22 protein-coding genes and 1 riboswitch are annotated in these 17,813 nt (G+C 42.5%); of the genes, 14 read left to right on the forward strand and 8 right to left on the reverse strand.

The genetic code is table 11. The annotated features are described in order from the left end of the window. Positions 1 to 80: 80 nt before the first annotated feature. The 5 genes from NEJAP_RS06575 (at position 81) to NEJAP_RS06595 (ending at position 4,947) form a co-directional block, all read left to right on the forward strand. Positions 81 to 587, forward strand: a complete 507-nt coding sequence (locus NEJAP_RS06575) for a hypothetical protein (protein ID WP_201349855.1) — start codon at positions 81 to 83, stop codon at positions 585 to 587. Beyond that, positions 584 to 817 carry a DUF1653 domain-containing protein gene (locus NEJAP_RS06580; RefSeq protein ID WP_201349856.1) on the forward strand — a complete coding sequence of 78 codons (234 nt, stop codon included), beginning with the start codon at positions 584 to 586 and terminating at the stop codon, positions 815 to 817. Before NEJAP_RS06575 ends, NEJAP_RS06580 begins: the two co-directional genes overlap by 4 nt. Further along, positions 817 to 1,755 carry a 23S rRNA (adenine(1618)-N(6))-methyltransferase RlmF gene (gene rlmF / locus NEJAP_RS06585; RefSeq protein WP_201349857.1) on the forward strand — a complete coding sequence of 313 codons (939 nt, stop codon included), beginning with the start codon at positions 817 to 819 and terminating at the stop codon, positions 1,753 to 1,755. The genes NEJAP_RS06580 and rlmF overlap by 1 nt, the downstream gene beginning before the upstream one ends. Continuing rightward, positions 1,718 to 3,784: a RecQ family ATP-dependent DNA helicase gene (locus tag NEJAP_RS06590; protein WP_329610940.1), complete on the forward strand. Its 2,067-nt coding sequence runs from the start codon at positions 1,718 to 1,720 to the stop codon at positions 3,782 to 3,784. The genes rlmF and NEJAP_RS06590 overlap by 38 nt, the downstream gene beginning before the upstream one ends. 137 nt (positions 3,785 to 3,921) lie before the next feature. Beyond that, positions 3,922 to 4,947 (forward strand): sensor domain-containing diguanylate cyclase, encoded by a 1,026-nt coding sequence (locus NEJAP_RS06595; protein WP_201349858.1) that lies wholly within the window; start codon positions 3,922 to 3,924, stop codon positions 4,945 to 4,947. 404 nt (positions 4,948 to 5,351) lie between these two features. Here NEJAP_RS06595 and NEJAP_RS06600 read toward each other — a convergent pair whose 3' ends face one another. The 6 genes from NEJAP_RS06600 to puuE form a co-directional block, all read right to left on the reverse strand. Then, the gene (locus NEJAP_RS06600; RefSeq protein ID WP_201349859.1) at positions 5,352 to 5,576 is read right to left on the reverse strand and encodes a hypothetical protein; all 225 of its coding nucleotides are present in this window, start codon (positions 5,574 to 5,576) and stop codon (positions 5,352 to 5,354) included. A gap of 126 nt (positions 5,577 to 5,702) precedes the next feature. Beyond that, on the reverse strand, positions 5,703 to 6,314 hold the full coding sequence (locus NEJAP_RS06605) for a TetR/AcrR family transcriptional regulator (RefSeq protein ID WP_201349860.1): 612 nt from the start codon (positions 6,312 to 6,314) through the stop codon (positions 5,703 to 5,705). 110 nt (positions 6,315 to 6,424) lie between these two features. Continuing rightward, on the reverse strand, positions 6,425 to 6,919 hold the full coding sequence (locus NEJAP_RS06610) for an ureidoglycolate lyase (protein ID WP_201349861.1): 495 nt from the start codon (positions 6,917 to 6,919) through the stop codon (positions 6,425 to 6,427). A 42-nt stretch (positions 6,920 to 6,961) separates the two neighbouring features. Further along, positions 6,962 to 7,963 carry an allantoicase gene (gene alc, locus NEJAP_RS06615; protein ID WP_201349862.1) on the reverse strand — a complete coding sequence of 334 codons (1,002 nt, stop codon included), beginning with the start codon at positions 7,961 to 7,963 and terminating at the stop codon, positions 6,962 to 6,964. Positions 7,964 to 7,981: 18 nt separating this feature from the next. Further along, positions 7,982 to 8,494 carry a 2-oxo-4-hydroxy-4-carboxy-5-ureidoimidazoline decarboxylase gene (gene uraD, locus NEJAP_RS06620; RefSeq protein ID WP_236591093.1) on the reverse strand — a complete coding sequence of 171 codons (513 nt, stop codon included), beginning with the start codon at positions 8,492 to 8,494 and terminating at the stop codon, positions 7,982 to 7,984. Further along, a complete protein-coding gene (gene puuE / locus NEJAP_RS06625; RefSeq protein ID WP_201349863.1) occupies positions 8,491 to 9,426 on the reverse strand; it encodes an allantoinase PuuE in 936 nt (311 codons plus the stop codon). The genes uraD and puuE overlap by 4 nt, the downstream gene beginning before the upstream one ends. Before the next feature lie 207 nt (positions 9,427 to 9,633). On the opposite strand from puuE, the gene uraH reads away from it, so the two are divergent. The 4 genes from uraH to NEJAP_RS06645 all read left to right on the forward strand — a co-directional run bounded on the left by uraH (position 9,634) and on the right by NEJAP_RS06645 (position 12,783). Beyond that, entirely contained in the window at positions 9,634 to 9,987 is a 354-nt protein-coding gene (uraH, locus tag NEJAP_RS06630; protein ID WP_201349864.1) for a hydroxyisourate hydrolase, read from the forward strand. A 112-nt stretch (positions 9,988 to 10,099) separates the two neighbouring features. After that, positions 10,100 to 10,789 carry a GntR family transcriptional regulator gene (locus NEJAP_RS06635; protein ID WP_201349865.1) on the forward strand — a complete coding sequence of 230 codons (690 nt, stop codon included), beginning with the start codon at positions 10,100 to 10,102 and terminating at the stop codon, positions 10,787 to 10,789. 96 nt (positions 10,790 to 10,885) lie between these two features. Next, a riboswitch (FMN riboswitch) is annotated at positions 10,886 to 11,070 on the forward strand. 119 nt (positions 11,071 to 11,189) lie between these two features. Beyond that, positions 11,190 to 11,693: a 6,7-dimethyl-8-ribityllumazine synthase gene (locus NEJAP_RS06640; RefSeq protein ID WP_201349866.1), complete on the forward strand. Its 504-nt coding sequence runs from the start codon at positions 11,190 to 11,192 to the stop codon at positions 11,691 to 11,693. 109 nt (positions 11,694 to 11,802) lie between these two features. Next, positions 11,803 to 12,783 carry a 2-hydroxyacid dehydrogenase gene (locus NEJAP_RS06645; protein ID WP_201349867.1) on the forward strand — a complete coding sequence of 327 codons (981 nt, stop codon included), beginning with the start codon at positions 11,803 to 11,805 and terminating at the stop codon, positions 12,781 to 12,783. Position 12,784: 1 nt separating this feature from the next. On the opposite strand, the gene NEJAP_RS06650 is transcribed toward NEJAP_RS06645, so the two are convergent. Both NEJAP_RS06650 and NEJAP_RS06655 read right to left on the reverse strand, forming a co-directional pair. Beyond that, on the reverse strand, positions 12,785 to 13,255 hold the full coding sequence (locus NEJAP_RS06650; protein ID WP_236591094.1) for a DUF1294 domain-containing protein: 471 nt from the start codon (positions 13,253 to 13,255) through the stop codon (positions 12,785 to 12,787). A 16-nt stretch (positions 13,256 to 13,271) separates the two neighbouring features. Then, positions 13,272 to 14,147, reverse strand: coding sequence for a sensor domain-containing diguanylate cyclase (locus tag NEJAP_RS06655; protein ID WP_201349868.1), 876 nt, complete (start codon positions 14,145 to 14,147; stop codon positions 13,272 to 13,274). Positions 14,148 to 14,335: 188 nt separating this feature from the next. Here NEJAP_RS06655 and NEJAP_RS06660 point away from each other — a divergent pair, with 188 nt between their 5' ends. From NEJAP_RS06660 to NEJAP_RS06680, 5 genes are all read left to right on the forward strand, one after another. Continuing rightward, positions 14,336 to 14,554 carry a hypothetical protein gene (locus tag NEJAP_RS06660; protein ID WP_201349869.1) on the forward strand — a complete coding sequence of 73 codons (219 nt, stop codon included), beginning with the start codon at positions 14,336 to 14,338 and terminating at the stop codon, positions 14,552 to 14,554. Positions 14,555 to 14,723: 169 nt separating this feature from the next. Continuing rightward, positions 14,724 to 15,959, forward strand: coding sequence for a cation:proton antiporter (locus NEJAP_RS06665; RefSeq protein WP_201349870.1), 1,236 nt, complete (start codon positions 14,724 to 14,726; stop codon positions 15,957 to 15,959). Between the two features lie 131 nt (positions 15,960 to 16,090). Continuing rightward, positions 16,091 to 16,717 (forward strand): ferritin-like domain-containing protein, encoded by a 627-nt coding sequence (locus NEJAP_RS06670; RefSeq protein WP_201349871.1) that lies wholly within the window; start codon positions 16,091 to 16,093, stop codon positions 16,715 to 16,717. After that, positions 16,714 to 17,088 (forward strand): c-type cytochrome, encoded by a 375-nt coding sequence (locus NEJAP_RS06675; RefSeq protein ID WP_201349872.1) that lies wholly within the window; start codon positions 16,714 to 16,716, stop codon positions 17,086 to 17,088. Before NEJAP_RS06670 ends, NEJAP_RS06675 begins: the two co-directional genes overlap by 4 nt. 14 nt (positions 17,089 to 17,102) lie before the next feature. Further along, positions 17,103 to 17,786, forward strand: coding sequence for an RNA polymerase sigma factor (locus tag NEJAP_RS06680; protein ID WP_201349873.1), 684 nt, complete (start codon positions 17,103 to 17,105; stop codon positions 17,784 to 17,786). Positions 17,787 to 17,813 lie beyond the last annotated feature (27 nt).

Consider the following 17,813-nt stretch of genomic DNA (forward strand, 5'->3'; position numbering starts at 1 on the left):
ACTTCAGTCTAGCATACAGAAACATTATAAAATTGTGATAACCATCAATAGAATGTGAGTCGTTCAAAGGAAATTTCAAGATGAAAATCTTTATTATCGTTGTTGTTGTGATGTCCCTATTAGGCTCATTTATGTGGATGATGCCAACACAGCGAGAAAAGTTTCAGGCGAAACTGCGTTTGCGAGCAAAAAAAGAAGGTTTCATGGTGCAGCTCGTCAGGTTAACTGCGCCACGGGCGCAAGGTGAAATGGACGAAAAAGTGCAGAATACCCCTGCTTATCGTTTACCAAGAACGAACCTTGATAAAAGAGAAGTGAGTACCATGCTTCCTTGGCAAGTTTTTAGAGTATCGGCTATTGCTAATGAGGGGTTGCCAGAAGGTTGGTGTTGGAAACTGGGAGAAAGGGTGTTGTCTGATACTCAGTTAAACATATTAAATGAAGTTATCGAGCTTTTACCTTCGGATGTGGTGGCGCTAGAGTCTACTCCCGTTAATGTTACCGCTTTTTGGAGCGAACGAAGCGGTGAAGAGTCGCTCGATATGCTTAAAGTTGCTTTGGGAAAATTGATTGAGGGAAAAGTATGAGTCAGGATCTATCACTTAAGCCTTCTTTTAAGGCAGGAAAGTACCGTCATTATAAAGGAAATGAATACGAGTTAGTTGACCTAGTGAGGCATTCAGAAACAGAAGAATGGATGGTGCTCTATCGCCCTTTATATGGAGACGCGGGTCTGTGGGTACGTCCTTTTGACATGTTTTTCGAGAAGGTTACATTAGATAATGGCCAGCATGTGGAAAGGTTTGAGAAGTTATAATGAGTGGTAAATTGCACCCAAATAATCGTCATCAAGGCCGTTATGATTTAGCAGCATTGAGTGATACTTGCACCGAGCTTGCTACGTTCCTTCGATCAAACCCTAAAGGAGATCAAACGATCGACTTTAGCGACGAAAAGGCGGTGCTTTGTCTAAACAAAGCGCTGTTGATGCATTTCTATAATGTACAGCACTGGCAAATTCCTCCTGGTTACTTATGTCCTCCGATTCCAGGGCGAGCAGATTACATACACTACTTAGCTGACTTATTGGCAATTAGTAATCAAAAACAGTGTCCGACGGGTAAGAAAGTTCATGTGCTGGATATTGGCACGGGTGCTAATTGTATTTACCCAATTATTGGCAGCCAAAGTTATGGCTGGCAGTTTGTAGGGACTGATATTGATCCTGTAGCTGTGAAAACAGCGAGCTTAATTGTTCAATCGAACAATGCCTTAAACAAACTTATTAAAGTTAGGCAGCAAAAAGAGAGTGAGTATATTTTTAAAGGTGTTGTTAAGTCTAAAGATAGATTTGACCTAACACTTTGTAATCCTCCTTTTCATGCGTCAATGCAAGAAGCACAAGCGGCAAGTCAGCGTAAGTGGCAAAACCTTAACGCAGGCGGAAAACAAAATGCATCCAGATTAAACTTTGGAGGCCAGCAGTTCGAGTTATGGTGCCCAGGTGGTGAGTTAGCTTTTTTAGAGCGTATGGCCAAAGAGAGTGTGGATTATGCTGAGCAGGTTTGTTGGTTTACCAGTTTAGTGTCGAAGAAAGACAATGTTAAACCAATGCAGCAACTACTTAAGCGCTTAGGGGCTAAGCAGTGTGAAGTTATTCATATGAGCCAAGGACAGAAAATTAGTCGATTGATTGCCTGGAGCTTTCTGGATAAAGATGACCATCTTCAGTGGGCACAAGCATATTGGTCTTAATGTTTCGGCGTTACACTTTTTTGTGACGCTTCCTCCTTCTAAGTTTTGGGTATCTGAAATGCACTCGGATTTACATGCCTCATTAAAAGAAGTTTTTGGCTTTGATCAGTTTCGTTCAGGACAAGAGCAGACTATTCGACAGTTGTTAAAGGGGAGCTCTTCGCTAGCAATTTTCCCTACAGGCTCTGGAAAATCCTTATGTTACCAGTTAACGGCTATACACCTGCCGCATTTAACACTTGTTGTTTCGCCCTTGCTGGCACTGATGAACGATCAGCTATCCTTTCTTAAGCAACAAGGTATTGCTGCGGCGAGTATCGATTCAACCTTGACTGCAGAACAGAGCAGAGATGTTATGTCTGATGTCCGCTCTGGAAAAATTAAAATACTGATGGTATCTGTCGAGCGCTTTAAAAATGAGCGCTTTCGCAGCTTTATCCAATCCGTATCGGTATCTATGCTGGTGATTGATGAGGCGCACTGTATTTCAGAATGGGGTCACAACTTTCGTCCGGATTACCTAAAGCTTCCTGCTTATCGCGAAGAGTTGAAAATACCGCTGGTGTTGTTGTTGACGGCGACAGCGACCCGTAAAGTTAAGAAGGATATGGCAAAGAAGTTTGCTATTCATGAATCGGATATTGTTCAGACTGGTTTTTATCGCCCTAATTTGGATTTATCTGTTATACCTGTTAGTGCAGAGCATAAAGATGAAATGCTTAACCATGTGGTTAGCCAGCAGCAGGGAGCGGGCATTGTATACGTTACATTGCAGCACAGTGCAGAGCAGGTAGCGGAGTTTCTGCGCTCTAAGCAGGTTAATGCAATGGCGTATCATGCGGGTTTACCGAGTGATCTTCGACAGCAAATACAGTCTGATTTTATGCAGGGTGAAATTCAAGTTGTTGTTGCCACAATTGCCTTTGGTATGGGTATCGATAAATCAGATATTCGTTTTGTAATTCACTATGATCTGCCAAAGTCGATAGAAAATTATAGCCAAGAGATTGGTCGTGCCGGTCGTGATGGTTATCAGTCTAGATGCATAACATTGGCTAATTTGGATGGGTTAAATACAGTTGAAAACTTTGTATATGGTGATACTCCTGAATTGAGCGGTATAGATTATGTAATCAATAGTATTAGAAGTGAGTGCCAAAACAGCCAATGGGAGTTGCAGGTATTAGGTCTATCTAATGATAGTAATATTCGTCAATTGCCGTTAAAAACCTTATTGGTACAACTGGAATTACTCGGTGTGTTACGACCTCTTTATGCTTACTTTGCTGAATTCAAAATTAAGCTGTTGAAGTCTGAAGATGATATTTTGGCCTTGTTTTCAGGGGAGCGGCGAAATTTTGTAGCTGCTATTTTTGCCAATACAACCTTCAAGAAAGTGTGGGGTAACCCCAATTTTGAAGCGCTATTTGAAAGCTATCAATGTGAGCGTTCGCGTGTTGTAGTGGCCTTGGAGTACCTACAAGAACAGGGTTGTATTGCGTTAGAAACTAAACGTATCACTGAAGTATTTGCGGTAAACACTTCAGTGTTGTCTGAACCTGATCTGGCGATGACGCTGTATAATTACTTTATTGAAAAAGAGCAAAAAGAGATAGCCCGCATTGCCACCTTAGTTCGTTTTTTTGAACTACCGAGCTGTTTAAGTCATCATTTAGCGCTATATTTTGATGATGCTAATTCCCCTGAAAACTGTGGTCATTGCTCTGTATGCAAAGGGCAGATTGCTAAGTTGGCATACTCCTCTGCTGTTCAATGGCCTGAGGATATGCAGATAAGCCTTATCATAAATTCAATTGAGCAGCATTTAACTGAGAAAACATCAGGGCTCTCTTTGTTAGAGCGAAGCATTGCACTTTCGCAAGAAAATACTAGCCGGTTTTTAGCGGGTATTAGCGTGCCTATATTTAATCGCTACAAAACGAGGAAATTACAGGGGTTTGGTGTGTGTGTGCATATGCGTTATGAGGATGTGCGTAGCAAGGTACAAGCACTATGTTCGCTTTCATGAATGAGATTTTATCGATAACTCACGAATAATGGGGTATCTTTAAATTGAGTACGTGGATAACCGGTTGGTTATTCTTGTTTAAAACATGAAGCGTGCAAAAGGAAAGCATAGCGCCATATAGCACGGGGGTCGTATTAATGACGAACCCAGAGGATCAAAAGCCATCAAGTCATGATGACTCTATTAGGCTGCATTACATACTCGATATTATCATGGAAGGGGTATGGGAGTGGGACGCAAATACTGGCCAGGTGAAGCGTAGCCCGGGTTGGTATCGAATGCTTAATTATAGTCAGAACCTGTTTCCCGAGAACGTTCTTACTTGGGAAAAAGTGATACATCCTGATGATTTTGAAACAGTTATGCATCATTTTGAAGCATATACATCGGGAAAAACCAGCGTTTATGATATTGAGTATCGATGTATTAAAGGCGACGGTGATTTTCTTTGGATTCGAGATCAAGGAAGGATTGTAGAAAGGTCTTCAGAGGGAGGTGCGACTTTTATGGTAGGCGCTCATTCTGACATTCATGAGCTAAAATTGGCGCAAGCCCAACTGCAGGCGCAAAGTGGATTATTAGATCAGGGAAAGCTGACATTCGAACAAGAAGTTGAAAAGCGTACGGCTGAATTAACGCAGGTTAATTTGGAACTTGCTAAGAACCTTAAGAAAATTGAGCGCTTAAGAGATACCGATTACCTCACTTCTGTGTATAACCGTCATAAGTCAGAAACAGAACTCCTCAACGAAATAGCACGCTCAAAACGTTATCATTCTCCTTTGTCTGTTGCCTTATTTGATATCGATGAATTTAAAATAATAAATGATAGCTTCGGTCATCAAAATGGAGACGTAGTGTTACAAAAGGTTAGTCAGTTGGTCATTAATCATATTCGAGAAACAGACACGCTAGGGCGTTGGGGTGGAGATGAGTTCTTTATTATACTACCGGGTGTCAGCTTACTTGAGGCGGTCACGAGTATTGAAAAAATACGTAGTTTGATTGCATCAGAAAAGTTTGGTGAGAATTTAAGGGTAACGTGTAGCTTTGGAGTGACAGAGTATGGCGTAGGAGATACAGTTAGTACGCTTTATAAGCGAACAGATGTCGCGCTTTATAAGGCTAAGCATGCGGGACGTAATGTTGTGGTGCATTATTAAAAGAACCGACTCCCCTCAATAACTCAATGAGTTACCCCCAGAGGGGGCCGGCTGTGCAGGCTATAGATAAAGATAAAGGCTAAATAAACCTATCTCTCCTATCACGCTTAATAGATTCAAACAGCGCTTTAAAGTTCCCTACATCAAACCCTCGCTTCGCTTTACATCAAATAAGCTCAATGAATACTTGGCAAAGGTTTATACAAGGTATTTTGGATTCAAAGCGCGGTTTTGTTCTACTCCAAAGCAGGTACTGTTTTCCTAAAAGGTATGATCGTCGGCTAAGAGTGAGCATAAGTAGTTGTGATTACTCTTGCTGTTTTTTCGTCAGAATTAACCGCGGGAACAGTCGGTAAGCTATTGTAGAAAATTGCAGTAAGTTATTGGCTAATAATTGAAAAACGTCAGCGACGTGATATCTCGCGCATTAAGCTGCTAAGGTCAAGCCCCATCTGATCAGCCATTTTTTCAACATCGCTGGTCTTGCGTGGAGGAACTTTCATAGCGGCTTTTCGCTTTTCTATTTGACGCTTTTTCTCTTGGACTTTTACTTCGAGGTTTTGTTGAAGCTGATCAAGTTGCTCAAGGCTGAAAGAGCGTAGTATTGAAACAAATTCGTCGTCTGTCATTAGTAATAAAAACGCCTGTGTACAAAATAATGATGGGGCATCATTATGGTATTGGTTACGTTAAATCTGGGGGAATACGGGATGTATTCAATGCAATTCTAGCATAAGTAAATATTTTTACTTGATTTACGCTGAATTTAATCCACAGCCTTTCAATACTAGACGCGTAATTAGGGCTGCGGCTGTTTGATAATCTTGATTGTCTAGCTTCTTTTTTCCGGTAACTTTTCCAATTTGCCAGTCAAAATCAGCGTAAGTTTGGGTGGAAGCCCAGATCATAAAGAGTAGGTGTTGGGCATCAATAGGCTCCATTTTTTCTTCACTGATCCACTGATTAATACGAGCAGTCATTTGTGCTGTTTGTTGCATTAGTTTGTCAGAAATGTCTTTGGTTAGGTGAGGCGCGCCGTACATTATTTCACTGGCAAACACTTTTGATGCGTGTGGGTGCTCTTTTGAGATGCGGATTTTGGTACGAATGTATTCTTCTAAGGCAACAGCAGGGTCATCATATTGATCAAATGGCGCTGAGGCTTCCAGTAATGGTTCGATAATTGATTCAAGTACGCAGCGGTACAGATTTTCTTTACTTTGAAAATAGTAGTAAATATTCGGTTTTGGTAAGTCTGCTTTTTTGGCAATATCAATGATTTTTGTTGCAGCGTAGCCCTTTTCTGCAAACTCTATGCAGGAGGCTTCAAGGATGCGTTCACTGTTTATTTCGCGAATTCTGCTCATATATTCTTCTTATGTGAGATACCTTGGGGCGGTATGTCCATCAGTGCTCGTGAAGAGCATTGTTAGTTTCTCTATATTGAGGGTTATCCTAGCGGGCTTCTTGTGTTTGCTCAAGGAGACAATAAAATTGATTGCTCCTGTGAAAAGTAAAACTCATCACAGTTGTCGCCTGGGCCGGTACGATCGATAACTAAGAAGTCGTCGTTATCATGAAGCGCCAATATAGGGTGGTGCCAGACATTTCGCCGGTAATTAATGCCTTGTTTGCCGTGGCTGATGAAGGCTTTTATTTCTGTAGGGTCAATGGAGTCACTTTTGGGTGCTACAACGATGAGAAATGCCGAGTTCTGCATAGGAATAAATGCTTGGCTACCTAACGGGTGCTTTTCTAGCATAAGTATGGGGAGGGGCATGCTTAGTGATGTTGCTCTAAAAATACTAATAATGGCTGCTCCTTGCTCATCTAGGTCAATATTAGCAAGCTGGTGGTAGCGTTTAGTTGAACCATTATTAATAAGAAAGGAGTCTCGGTCTTTGGTTTCAATAACATCGCCAAAGGGAGCAAACGCTTCTGCCGTTAATGGTTGCGGTGTGAGTGTAATCATTGGTAGCTCTCATACTGTGGTGAGAAATTTATAACGAAATATCTAAGATGATGCTTTATGTAAGTGCCCATGCACGCGTAATCGACTAATGCCCCCGTCGGGGAATATATTGAGTTTGATGTGGCTTACTTTTCCTAAATCATTTAACTCTTTAGAAAATAGGTGCTCACTGTCCATTTGTAATTTTTGTGAGGGTAATAGTTCGCGCCAGAATAAACTCCTTGTTGCTATTTGATCATCAGTGCCACTTTCTACAAAAGCCGCTTGAATCGAACAACTATCAGGGTAATTGCCTTTAAAGTGGCATGTGTCAACTAACACGCGTTTTATATCGCATGGGTGTGCCAAGGCAACAATAACCCAGTCATTTCCTGGTACACGTCGTCTTGCTGTTTCCCAGCCATCACCCATATTTATGCCGCGGCCAGGATTTAGGATATTGCTTTTGTTACCGTAGTGCTCATCACTACATGCCAGAGCCCTAGCGCCGTTGGTTGCGGCCGCAAAATCAATCTCTTCATCACCATTATGATTACCCCAATCTCTATGTGGCACACCATAGAGTCTTAAGCGAGCAATACCTCCATCAGGGAAAATATTAAGACGAATATGGGTCCAAGGGCGTTCGTCATCAATCTGGAATAAATTATGGCTATTACCGCTCAAACTGACAGGGCTTAAAACGCTTTCCCATGTGGTGTGCTCATTAGGGGCTTTATCGGGTGAGAAGCAGGCTTCTAAAGACGCAGAAGGAGGGTAGTTGCCCGTAAAGTAAGAGGTATCAATATCAACACCTTTGAATACACCCGCAACGCCTAAGCGGACAATCGCGTAATCATATCCCTCAAAGCGTTTTCGGCGAGACTCCCATCCATCCATCCATTTTCCGTTGTCATCATAGACATCATCTTTCCATACCGGCGCTTCTGGTTGCAGCATGCGGTTGACTTCAGCAAACCAGTCGTCGGTAACAAAGGTGGCTATGCTTCCTAATCGGCTATCAGCAAGGTTTAGAAAATGGGTGAATTCAGTTGGTAGGCTCATCGGTGTTTCTCAGAAAGGTTATAGGGCTTCAAGTCGAAACAGTGCGATTTTGTTGATCTCTGTTATCGCCTGTTTAAATTCGGTGTCTATATCGTTATGGATACGTATTTCAAAGGCTTTTAGTATCTGTAAGCGATTACTTCCTTTCACTGCCATGATAAATGGAAAGTTAAATTTGTCTTTGTATGCCTTGTTCAGCTCTGTGAAGCGTGCAAACTCTTGAGGGTTACATTGATGTATGCCGGCTCCGGCTTGTTCGTCGGTTGAAGAGGCGGTTAGTTCATTGCGCATAGCCGCTTTACCGGCTAAATCTGGATGAACGTTAATCAATCTGAGTTGCTGCCGTTTAGAGGCGTTTATTAAAATATCAGACATTAATTGGTGCAGTTGCTGTATATCATCAGCATTGATCGATGGTAAGAGCATATAAGTGTGCTCTGCGATCCAAGGCGAGTGTTCGTAAATATCTTTAAAATGCTCTACAAATGAAGCTTTAGCCATTGTGCTGGGGTGTAGGGTGCTGAACTTCATGATACCGCCCTTTTTTGTGTTTTATGAGGCGGTTTGTAAGGGTGGTGCTCATACCAGTGGCGTGCAATGTCAATGCGGCGAGCATACCAGACCTTCTCAAACTGTTGTGTATAGGCAATAAAGCGCTTGAGTGCAGCGATACGTCCAGGACGGCCAATTAAGCGGCAATGAAGGCCTATAGATAGCATTTTGGGTGCGTCCTCACCTTCTTCGTAGAGTGTATCGAAGCTATCTTTCAGGTAATTAAAGAATTGCTCACCGCTGTTAAAGCCTTGGACCGTTGAAAAGCGCATATCGTTTGTATCGAGTGTGTAAGGAATCACTAAGTGCCCTTTGTCTTGATTTGCAACCCAGTAAGGCAGGTCATCATCATAGGCATCTGAGTCGTATAAAAAACCACCTTCTTGCATTACAAGTTTACGAGTATTGATGCTGTTACGGCCGGTGTACCAGCCCAAAGGGCGTTCACCGGTAATAGTAGTGAGAATGCTGATGGCTTTATCAAGGTGTACGCGTTCCTCTTCTGGGCTCATGGTTTGATAGTCGATCCAGCGATAACCATGGCTGCAAATTTCGTGATTAGCCGCGGCCATAGCTTTGATAACATCAGGGTGGCGTTCAGCGGCCATAGCAACCGCAAATATGGTAAGAGGGATTTGATGCCTCTTAAAGAGATCGAGGATTCTCCACACACCTGCACGGCTGCCGTATTCGTAGATAGATTCCATGCTGATGTGGCGTGCGTGGCGAAAAGGCTGAGCAGAAGGTATTTCAGATAGAAACGCTTCAGATTCTTCATCCCCGTGTAGTACGCAGCGCTCGCCACCTTCTTCATAATTTAAAACGAAGGACAGTGCGATTTTTGCATCGTTAGGCCAACGTGGCTGTGGTGGGCGTCCAGCATAGCCAATAAGATTACGGGGGTAGCTCATATCATTTACTCAGAATTATGGCTTTTGATAGATTAGTGAATGAATATTATCTAATTAATTGTATACAATAAAATGTGGAATATATAAAGTTATTAAGCGCTAAAAGTAGATTGTTTCTAGTAATAAATTGATTTTAAGTGAGGTATTTTAAATTTAGTAACTTGATTGTATACAATGTATTCATAAAATTTTTCTATAGGATTTACCATGGGGTATTTAACGACACATGTACTTGATACAGCACAAGGTTGCCCAGGAAGCGCAGTCCGAGTGCAATTATTTCGGCTCAGTGGTATTAGCCGAGTGCTAATAAGTGAAATGCTTACAAATACTGACGGTCGTACTGATTCTCCCATACTGCCAGAAGATGAGTTTTCAGTAGGCAACTATGAACTTGTGTTTGCCGTAGGTGATTACTTTAGGGCAAGAGGTGTTGAGCTTGCTGAACCCGCTTTTATTGATGATGTTTCAATTCATTTTGGGATAGCAGAGAAAGGCTCCCATTACCATGTACCGTTACTGGTATCGCCGTACAGTTATTCGACGTATCGAGGTAGTTAATTCAGTATCGTGCCTATGTATAAAAAAGGATCACGTTCCTTTTTATACTCTAATTAAGATTAAAAACTCGTATTTATACTGAAAAACTACTTTTTTAAGAGATTTTCGCTTTATGGCTTTACAAAATAGAGCTGCGCAAGATGAGGTGATTTATGGCCATATCTTCGATGCTATCTTAGAGCAGAAGCTTGCTCCAGGTACAAAGCTTAGTGAGGAGTCACTAGGAGATATTTTTGGTGTTAGCCGCACAGTGATTCATCGTGCGTTGTCACGTTTAGCGCATGAGAAAGTTATTGTTCTTCGTCCTAATAAAGGCGCAATGGTGGCCAGCCCAACGGTAGATGAGGCTAAGCAGATTCTTTTTGCCCGACGTGTTATAGAAAAAACAGTAATTGAGCTGGCGACAGAAAACGTAATTAATAAGCAGTTAGGTCCGTTGCGTAAACTCGTTAAGGAGGAACAGGATTGCTTTGCACGAGGAGACCGAGGCACAGGTCTCCGCTTATCTGGTGAATTTCATCTTCAACTGGCTGAAGTCTCAGGTAATAAATCGTTACATAGTTTTTTACGTAGTTTGGTGTCGCAGTCCTCATTAATCATTGCGCTATACGAAAGCGATACGCAAACCCATTGCTCTTATGATGAACACTTAGCATTGATTGACGCCGTGGCCGCAAAAGATAAGGAGAGGGCGCTACTGTTAATGGAGCACCACCTAGACCATGTTGAGCAAAAATTAACCTTGCATGATGAAAATACCAAAAGTGATTTAAAAGCTGTATTTTCTAATGTATTGGTATGAAAACGTCAGTTATAAGCCTAGATTTCCGTAATCATCGCTAAGTTTTGACTCCCCTTAATAAAAATCTTATAGTCGCTTGCCGGATGAGTAATCCGGTTTCGTTCTCGGGGCGGGGTGTAATTCCCCACCGGCGGTAAAAATAGAGGGTAGCGCACGTTACCTTATTGTTTAAGCCCGCGAGCGCCTTTTGTTTTAGTGCTTTATAGCCTGTTATAAAAGGGTCAGCAGATCTGGTGAGAACCCAGAGCCGACGGTTATAGTCCGGATGATAGAGAGCGTGTCAGACAAAACCACACTACTGTTAATTCAGTGAGTTGTTTAATGCCCGATAGATTTATATTGCGGGTATTAATTGCCTGTCCGTTCGCCCTGATTCAGCAAATTTTGATGGATTTTATCAATGAATCAGAGCTCAACGAATACACCAATGTTAGATGTAAAAAACCAACGTATCGCATTTATCCATGCTTCTTGGCATACCGATATAGTCTTGAATAGCCTAGAAGGCTTTCGGGCCGAAATGGCCGAGTGTGGTTATGATATCGATAAAATTGATGTTGTGGCCGTTCCAGGCGCTTACGAAATACCGTTGCAAGCTAAGCTATTAGCAAAATCAGGCCAGTATGCCGCTATTGCTTGCAGCGGGTTAGTGGTTGATGGGGGGATTTATCGCCATGAGTTTGTTGCTCAAGCCGTGTGTAGTGGTTTAATGCAGGTACAGCTTGAAACAGAAGTACCGGTATTAACGGCTGTACTAACGCCGCATCACTTTCACGATAATGAAGAACATGTGACGTACTTTTTGCGGCATTTTATAAAAAAAGGCCGTGAACTTGGTAGTGCCTGCGATAGTGCTATACGTTTGACGGCAGCGTCCAAGGCATTAGAGAGTACAAGAATCTAGATAATAAATAAGAGTTATTCATGTCCCGTTTGCTTGATAGAAATGCTATAGGGCATGGTGCTAAACAGTAGTAGTTATTAACCTGTAATACCCATAAGGAATACGATGTATGAATATAACGAAGGTGGAATCTGAGCCAAAATTAATTGCCTTCGTTAGTCGTGTTCCTGCTGCTGAAGTAGAGCAATGGATATTGATCTTAAATAAGCTGCTACCGGACAGCGACGTCTGTTTATTTGATAGTTTAACGCCGTTGCAAAAGCAGCAATGTACATTGGCTGTTGTGGCTAACCCAGACCCAGAAGAATTGCGCCAGTTACCTAATCTTAAATGGGTACACAGTACATGGGCCGGTGTTGAGCGTATGGTCGCTGAGCTTATGGTGGCAGGGAGTGGTGTATCATTTCCCATTGTGCGTTTGGTAGACCCTGCACTTGCGCAAACTATGGCAGAAGCGGTATTGGCTTGGACGCTCTATTTGCATCGTGAGATGCCTACTTATCGTATGCAGCAAGCTAATACTCAATGGGTGCAGCTGCCTTATATCGGGGCAAGTGATCGTACCGTTGCTATATTAGGTTTGGGCAAGTTGGGAGCACATGCTGCTAAGCGCCTGCAAGTTAACGGCTTTAGAGTGTTGGGCTGGAGTCGGCATAAAAAAACGCTTGAGAGCATTCAAACGTTTGCTGCTGAAGATGGGTTAGAAACCGTACTATCACAAAGTGATATCGTGATTAACTTATTGCCGTTAACCAATGAAACACGCGGCTTGCTTAATGCTAAGGTTTTTGGCCAATGTAAATGGGGTGTTTCTATTATCAACTTTGGCCGCGGCGCGACAGTTAATGAGGGGGACTTGATCGCCTCATTAGATGCAGGTCTTATTTCTCATGCTGTTCTTGATGTATTCGAAGAAGAGCCACTGCCGGCTAATCATCTTTATTGGGCACATGAAAAAATTACGGTATTACCGCATATTTCTGCGCCTACAAATATCAGTAGTGCCAGTAAAATTGTGGCTAACAATATACGTGAATATTATAAGTCTGGGTTGATACCTGAAGCAGTGGACCGCGCTTTAGGTTATTAAGTCATGACTTAAAATAGTAATTGATTTTCCAAAGCCATATTTGCACAAAATCTGGAAGCGATATATTGTCCACTAAATGTATAAGCTCTATATTAGCTGTATGCGCATAGCTATTTAAAAAAGAGTTGCCGTCTGCGCTATGTAACCAAATAAAACCACCAACATTTAGTACCACAGTAAACCATAAAACATTAATGAACGATTGCTTAGATGATTTGTGGCGTAAGGTTTGTTGGGCAAGCAGAGCACCAGGCCAGCCTCCTGCTAATGCAAAGAGGTGCAAGGTACTCTCTTTTGTTCTCCAGCGACCGTTGATGGCAGCCGACTTATCCAAAGCATAAGTGATAAAGGTGATGATACTCATTGCCAAGTAAATGGCTAAGACTAAAAAAGGCAAGGTGTATAAGGTAACAGAGGCCGTTACTAAAATAGCAAAAGCAATAAAAGCAGCAAAACTAAGTATTTTCATCATCGTGAGTTATCTGTGTTTATTGAAAGGTACCGGTGCCTTTGTGTTTGGCTTTATACATGGCGTCATCTGCAAAAGAGAGCAATGCATCAGAGGTGGTGCCGTTGTAGGGGTATGTGGCAATGCCTATACAGCAGCTGATATTTACTGTGTCATTATCGAGTTTGAATGTTCTACTGAGCGCTTTAATCAATATTTTTGAAACAGTAATGATATCTTCTCTTTTTCGTGTATTTTCTAGCAATAGTATGAATTCATCACCACCGTAGCGTGCCAATGTGTCTGATTTGCGAATTGATTTCATCATACGGCGAGCCGCCTCTTGTAAGACTTTGTCGCCAAATGCGTGGCCTTTGCTATCATTCACAATCTTAAATTTATCTAAATCAATATAGAGAAGTGTAAAGTTACTTTTGTTTCTTTCACACTGGTCAATTAAGTGCGAAATCCGTTCTAGTAACAAGTAACGGTTTGGAGTCTGAGTTAAGTGGTCATAGTGAGCAAGCTGTGTGAGATGTTCAGACTTTCTGATACGCTCAGTAATGTCTCTATTAATACCAAGTGCACCAATAATCTGATTGTTATCGTCGAGCAAAGGGACACACATAGACTCAATCCAGCCAGTTGATCCATCTTTTCGCCGCATTTTTACTTCGCCCGCCCACTTGCCAAACTCTTCAACAGCCGCAATAACTTCAGCGGTAATGTGTGCAGAGTCTTCGGGTACATGGAGAATAGAAACGGGCTCTCCGATAGCTTCCGCTTGAGAGTAACCGTATAGATCTTCGGAACCTTTGTTCCAGTCGGTGATAATACCTTGCAAGTCAGTAATGACGACAGAGTCAAAGAGGTAGTCGAACGCTTTTGCACGCTGCTCTTTCTTTTTTATATCCATTCTAAACAAACTCATTTAGCCGTGGTGACGCGATAAAAATAGGTAGATAGATAAGTAAACAGCATGATTCTCAATGTGAATATGATTGTAACAGTATAGATAAATATATTCGTAATCCAGCAAAAACGAAATGCCTTCTTTAGGCACTTGTGCCACACTGCGCGCTTTTTAAGCATTCTGAAATTTCTATGGAAACACAAATTGTATATGCCTTTGTGACGGGGCAGCAGGCAAACCGTTTTTTAAACGCGCTCAAAGTCTGGAGTGTTGCCGATGTGCAGGTAAAACTCTATCGCGGTGCCGATAAAGTTAAAGTGTCTTATTATTTTTCTGAAGACGGCTTTGATGCAACTAGCTCACAGCTTGATGAGTTGGCAGAGGTTTACGGTGGCAAGGAGCTGTTGTAATAATTAGCCGCACATCTGGAACGGTAGATTTTTAAGAATATAGCGCTTATTCTGATGATTATCGCCCTTTGAGTCCAGCTAGGGATACGGCGATAGATAAAATGGAATAGTTAGCAATGGAGTGACTGAGTAAAACTAAAACTGGATTAAAACCTCAGAGGGCTAGATTATGAGCGCCCATGATCAACCGCTTTTCTTCATGCTTGTCGGCATTTGTGCATTTCTTTTTTTCGTTGCTTGCCTGCGTCATTATAGTTCCCGTAGTTTTTTGCCGCCAGAATCATGGTTGCTATTGGCAGGTGTGGTTTATGGGTCGGTACAACATAATTACTTGCCTACTCTACCTGTTATCGAGCTCTCGCCTGAGCTGGTGATCTGGTTATTGCTACCCATTATTATCTTTGCTAGTGCTCGCAATACCTCAATCCCCGCACTCAAAAAGGATACGATACCTATCTTCTGCTTTGCAGGTTTAGGCGTTATTTTGACACTGTTTCTGATTGGTATTCCTCTCTCGTGGATCATGTCTATTCCCCTTACTGACAGTCTGTTCTTTGCGGCGGCAGTCGCTGCAACTGACCCTTCTGCCGTAGCGGCTATCTTTCAGCGCTTTCCTATTCCAGAACGATTAAATGTTTTACTCGAAGGTGAGTCTACTTTTAATGATGGAACCGCCATCGTACTGTTTAGTTTAATGGCGGCATTGGTGTTAACTGATGCGCCTCTCTCATTGGGGCAGGCGTTACTGCAATTTTCCTGGTCTATTGCGGGCGCTATTCCTCTTGGGTTAGCACTGGGTTGGTTGGCGGGGAAGCTAGTGCAGCACTGGGGAGAGCAGAACCGTTTTCCCGGTTTAACGCTGACATTGTTATTGGCATACGGCAGTTATTTGTTAGGAGAGGGCGTATTTCATGTCTCGGGTGTTATTACTGTGCTGTGTGCGTCTTTGGCATTTATTCGCAGTCGCCAGGCAGGTGTTCAGCCTAAAGAAGGTGAGTTGTTTACTTCCTTTTGGGAATATTTAGAAGTATTAGCGGGTAGCATTTTGTTTTTCTCACTAGGGACAGCGGCAGGGGCGCATGACTTTCCTATTAATTGGGCGCTTCCGGGTGTCATCATCGTATTGCTAGTGTCACGAGCGGTTATAGTTTATGGGGGTTCGTTATTATTAAGTGCATTACGCAAGCCGCTCCCTTTAGCGTGGCAGCATATAATGATGCTTGGTGGCTTGCGTGGTGCAGTGTCTGCTGCTTTGGTACTGATGATCCCTGCAGACTACATTTATCGGTTTGAGATGTTGTGCTTAGTTTTTGTTTTATGTCTTTATACGTTGGTGGTTCACCCGCCGTTGCTGCGTCTGTATTTGCAAAGAGTCAAGTTAGCTGAGACACAAGAGCAGAATTAGTGAATCTCTAGCACCTGACGCGGTGCCTTAACTTATTAAGAGAAGAAATAATTTCAAAAAACTGTCACCTTTTTCTGTGCGGTGCATCTTTATGGGTATAGATCATAAAGATGGCTAAACGGGAGAAACCTATGTCAGTTCAATTTTCCAAACCAAAAACTCTATTATCAGTCGATGTTTTACCTTCCGCTTCAACTGCTGTGCAAGAAACAACTAACCGTCGAAGTTTTTTACGTTCAGGAGGGCAGCTGACATTGTCAGCAATGGCTATTTCTATGTTGTCAGGCCTTAACGCTAAAGTGGCTAGTGCGTCAGATAAACAAACTATGATGGATATACAAATCTTAAATACAGCGATTGCTGCTGAGCATGAAGCGGTAGCCGCCTATCAAGTAGGTGCAGAAAGTGGCTTGCTGTCATCGGCTATACTCAATGTGGCAGTACAGTTTCAGGGGCATCATAAAGAACATATTGATGCACTTTCTAAAGCGGTAGGTTCTTTAGGTGGGGAGGCCGCAGGTCCATTAGCAATATATCAATTTCCAGTAGAAAAATTGAAAACTGAAACTGATGTATTAACTTTCGCCGCCTCTTTAGAGCGTGGAGCAGTGAGTGCTTATGCCGGTGCTATTCCTTTATTTGAACAACGAGAGTTGTCTAAAGCCGCTGCCAGTATTCTGGCTGATGAAGCCATGCACTGGGCAGTATTGAGACAAGTATTAGGGCTTAATCCGGTGCCGGGAGCTTTCTTTTCATGAGTGCTTGCCGTGCAGTGCTGGTATTTACATGTTGTGTATTTTGCAGCTTTAATATTAGTGCATACGCGGCACCGCCTCATTATGTTATGTGTATGGGGTGCCACTCTCCATCTTATAACCGCACAGGCCCTAAGCATTGTGGTGTATTTGGTCAGTTGGCTGCTCGTCAGGAAGGGTTTCAGTACAGTGAGGCATTAACAATGTCTCGACTGCGCTGGGATCGGCAGACGCTGGATAAGTTTCTTGAAAGCCCTGCGGCTATGGTGCCGGGTACTTCAATGACCTTTGCCGGTATAACTGATGCAAACGTGAGAACCCAGTTAATTGATTACATTGAGCTCCTCACAACTGATCATAATGATTGTCGCTAAGTAAGGTATGAACAATGGATTCTTCAGCACAAGCGTTACCAATGGATACTGCACTTTCAGGTCTACAAGAAGAAACTGATTTTGAGTTAATAATTCGGGTTCGATCAGGTTTTTCAGCGGCTTTTGAGCCATTAATGCGGCGTTATAATCAGCGTTTGTATCGATTGTCGCGTAGTTTATGTAAAAGTGATGCGGATGCTATGGATATTCTACAAGATAGTTACGTGATTGCTTATGAAAAAATAGCACAGTTTAGCGGCCCCGAAGGCTTTGCTGGCTGGCTATCTCGTATTGTACGCAATGAGGCGCTTATGCGAATACGTAGGAACAAGCTTGTTGATATTTGCTCTATCCAAGATCATGAGCCAGTTGAGTTGAATAACGAGGGGCCATCGGCTGTGTTAGCTCAGAGGCAGCTGGCAAAAATCATCGAGCAAGCTATTGACCAGTTACCTGACAGCTATTCGAGCGTATTTGTATTACGAGGTGTACAGCAGTTATCTACACAAGAAACTGCTGACTCGCTGGATCTACACATCGATGTGGTTAAAACACGTTTCTCACGAGCCAAAAAGCTTTTACGTAGCCACTTAGAGCAACACATTCAAGCGGCGGGGCTAGAAGTATTTGAGTTTGCCGGTGAGAACTGTGATGCGGTGGTTAGTAATGTCATGGGGCGGATAATAGAGCGCTCGTAAATTCTAGAAAGTAACTTTTAAGTACCA

Origin of the sequence: Neptunomonas japonica JAMM 1380 (assembly GCF_016592555.1) — a bacterium.
In the GTDB taxonomy this organism is placed as follows: Bacteria; Pseudomonadota; Gammaproteobacteria; order Pseudomonadales; family Balneatricaceae; genus Neptunomonas; species Neptunomonas japonica_A.

Excerpts from the sequence above, each read along its gene's own strand:
- NEJAP_RS06575 (WP_201349855.1), top strand. The coding sequence starts at position 81 with ATGAAAATCTTTATTATCGTTGTTGTTGTGATGTCCCTATTAGGCTCA.
- NEJAP_RS06580 (WP_201349856.1), top strand. The coding sequence starts at position 584 with ATGAGTCAGGATCTATCACTTAAGCCTTCTTTTAAGGCAGGAAAGTAC.
- rlmF (WP_201349857.1), top strand. The coding sequence starts at position 817 with ATGAGTGGTAAATTGCACCCAAATAATCGTCATCAAGGCCGTTATGAT.
- NEJAP_RS06590 (WP_329610940.1), top strand. The coding sequence starts at position 1,718 with ATGACCATCTTCAGTGGGCACAAGCATATTGGTCTTAATGTTTCGGCG.
- NEJAP_RS06595 (WP_201349858.1), top strand. The coding sequence starts at position 3,922 with ATGACGAACCCAGAGGATCAAAAGCCATCAAGTCATGATGACTCTATT.
- NEJAP_RS06600 (WP_201349859.1), bottom strand. The coding sequence starts at position 5,576 with ATGACAGACGACGAATTTGTTTCAATACTACGCTCTTTCAGCCTTGAG.
- NEJAP_RS06605 (WP_201349860.1), bottom strand. The coding sequence starts at position 6,314 with ATGAGCAGAATTCGCGAAATAAACAGTGAACGCATCCTTGAAGCCTCC.
- NEJAP_RS06610 (WP_201349861.1), bottom strand. The coding sequence starts at position 6,919 with ATGATTACACTCACACCGCAACCATTAACGGCAGAAGCGTTTGCTCCC.
- alc (WP_201349862.1), bottom strand. The coding sequence starts at position 7,963 with ATGAGCCTACCAACTGAATTCACCCATTTTCTAAACCTTGCTGATAGC.
- uraD (WP_236591093.1), bottom strand. The coding sequence starts at position 8,494 with ATGAAGTTCAGCACCCTACACCCCAGCACAATGGCTAAAGCTTCATTT.
- puuE (WP_201349863.1), bottom strand. The coding sequence starts at position 9,426 with ATGAGCTACCCCCGTAATCTTATTGGCTATGCTGGACGCCCACCACAG.
- uraH (WP_201349864.1), top strand. The coding sequence starts at position 9,634 with ATGGGGTATTTAACGACACATGTACTTGATACAGCACAAGGTTGCCCA.
- NEJAP_RS06635 (WP_201349865.1), top strand. The coding sequence starts at position 10,100 with ATGGCTTTACAAAATAGAGCTGCGCAAGATGAGGTGATTTATGGCCAT.
- NEJAP_RS06640 (WP_201349866.1), top strand. The coding sequence starts at position 11,190 with ATGAATCAGAGCTCAACGAATACACCAATGTTAGATGTAAAAAACCAA.
- NEJAP_RS06645 (WP_201349867.1), top strand. The coding sequence starts at position 11,803 with ATGAATATAACGAAGGTGGAATCTGAGCCAAAATTAATTGCCTTCGTT.
- NEJAP_RS06650 (WP_236591094.1), bottom strand. The coding sequence starts at position 13,255 with ATGATGAAAATACTTAGTTTTGCTGCTTTTATTGCTTTTGCTATTTTA.
- NEJAP_RS06655 (WP_201349868.1), bottom strand. The coding sequence starts at position 14,147 with ATGGATATAAAAAAGAAAGAGCAGCGTGCAAAAGCGTTCGACTACCTC.
- NEJAP_RS06660 (WP_201349869.1), top strand. The coding sequence starts at position 14,336 with ATGGAAACACAAATTGTATATGCCTTTGTGACGGGGCAGCAGGCAAAC.
- NEJAP_RS06665 (WP_201349870.1), top strand. The coding sequence starts at position 14,724 with ATGAGCGCCCATGATCAACCGCTTTTCTTCATGCTTGTCGGCATTTGT.
- NEJAP_RS06670 (WP_201349871.1), top strand. The coding sequence starts at position 16,091 with ATGTCAGTTCAATTTTCCAAACCAAAAACTCTATTATCAGTCGATGTT.
- NEJAP_RS06675 (WP_201349872.1), top strand. The coding sequence starts at position 16,714 with ATGAGTGCTTGCCGTGCAGTGCTGGTATTTACATGTTGTGTATTTTGC.
- NEJAP_RS06680 (WP_201349873.1), top strand. The coding sequence starts at position 17,103 with ATGGATTCTTCAGCACAAGCGTTACCAATGGATACTGCACTTTCAGGT.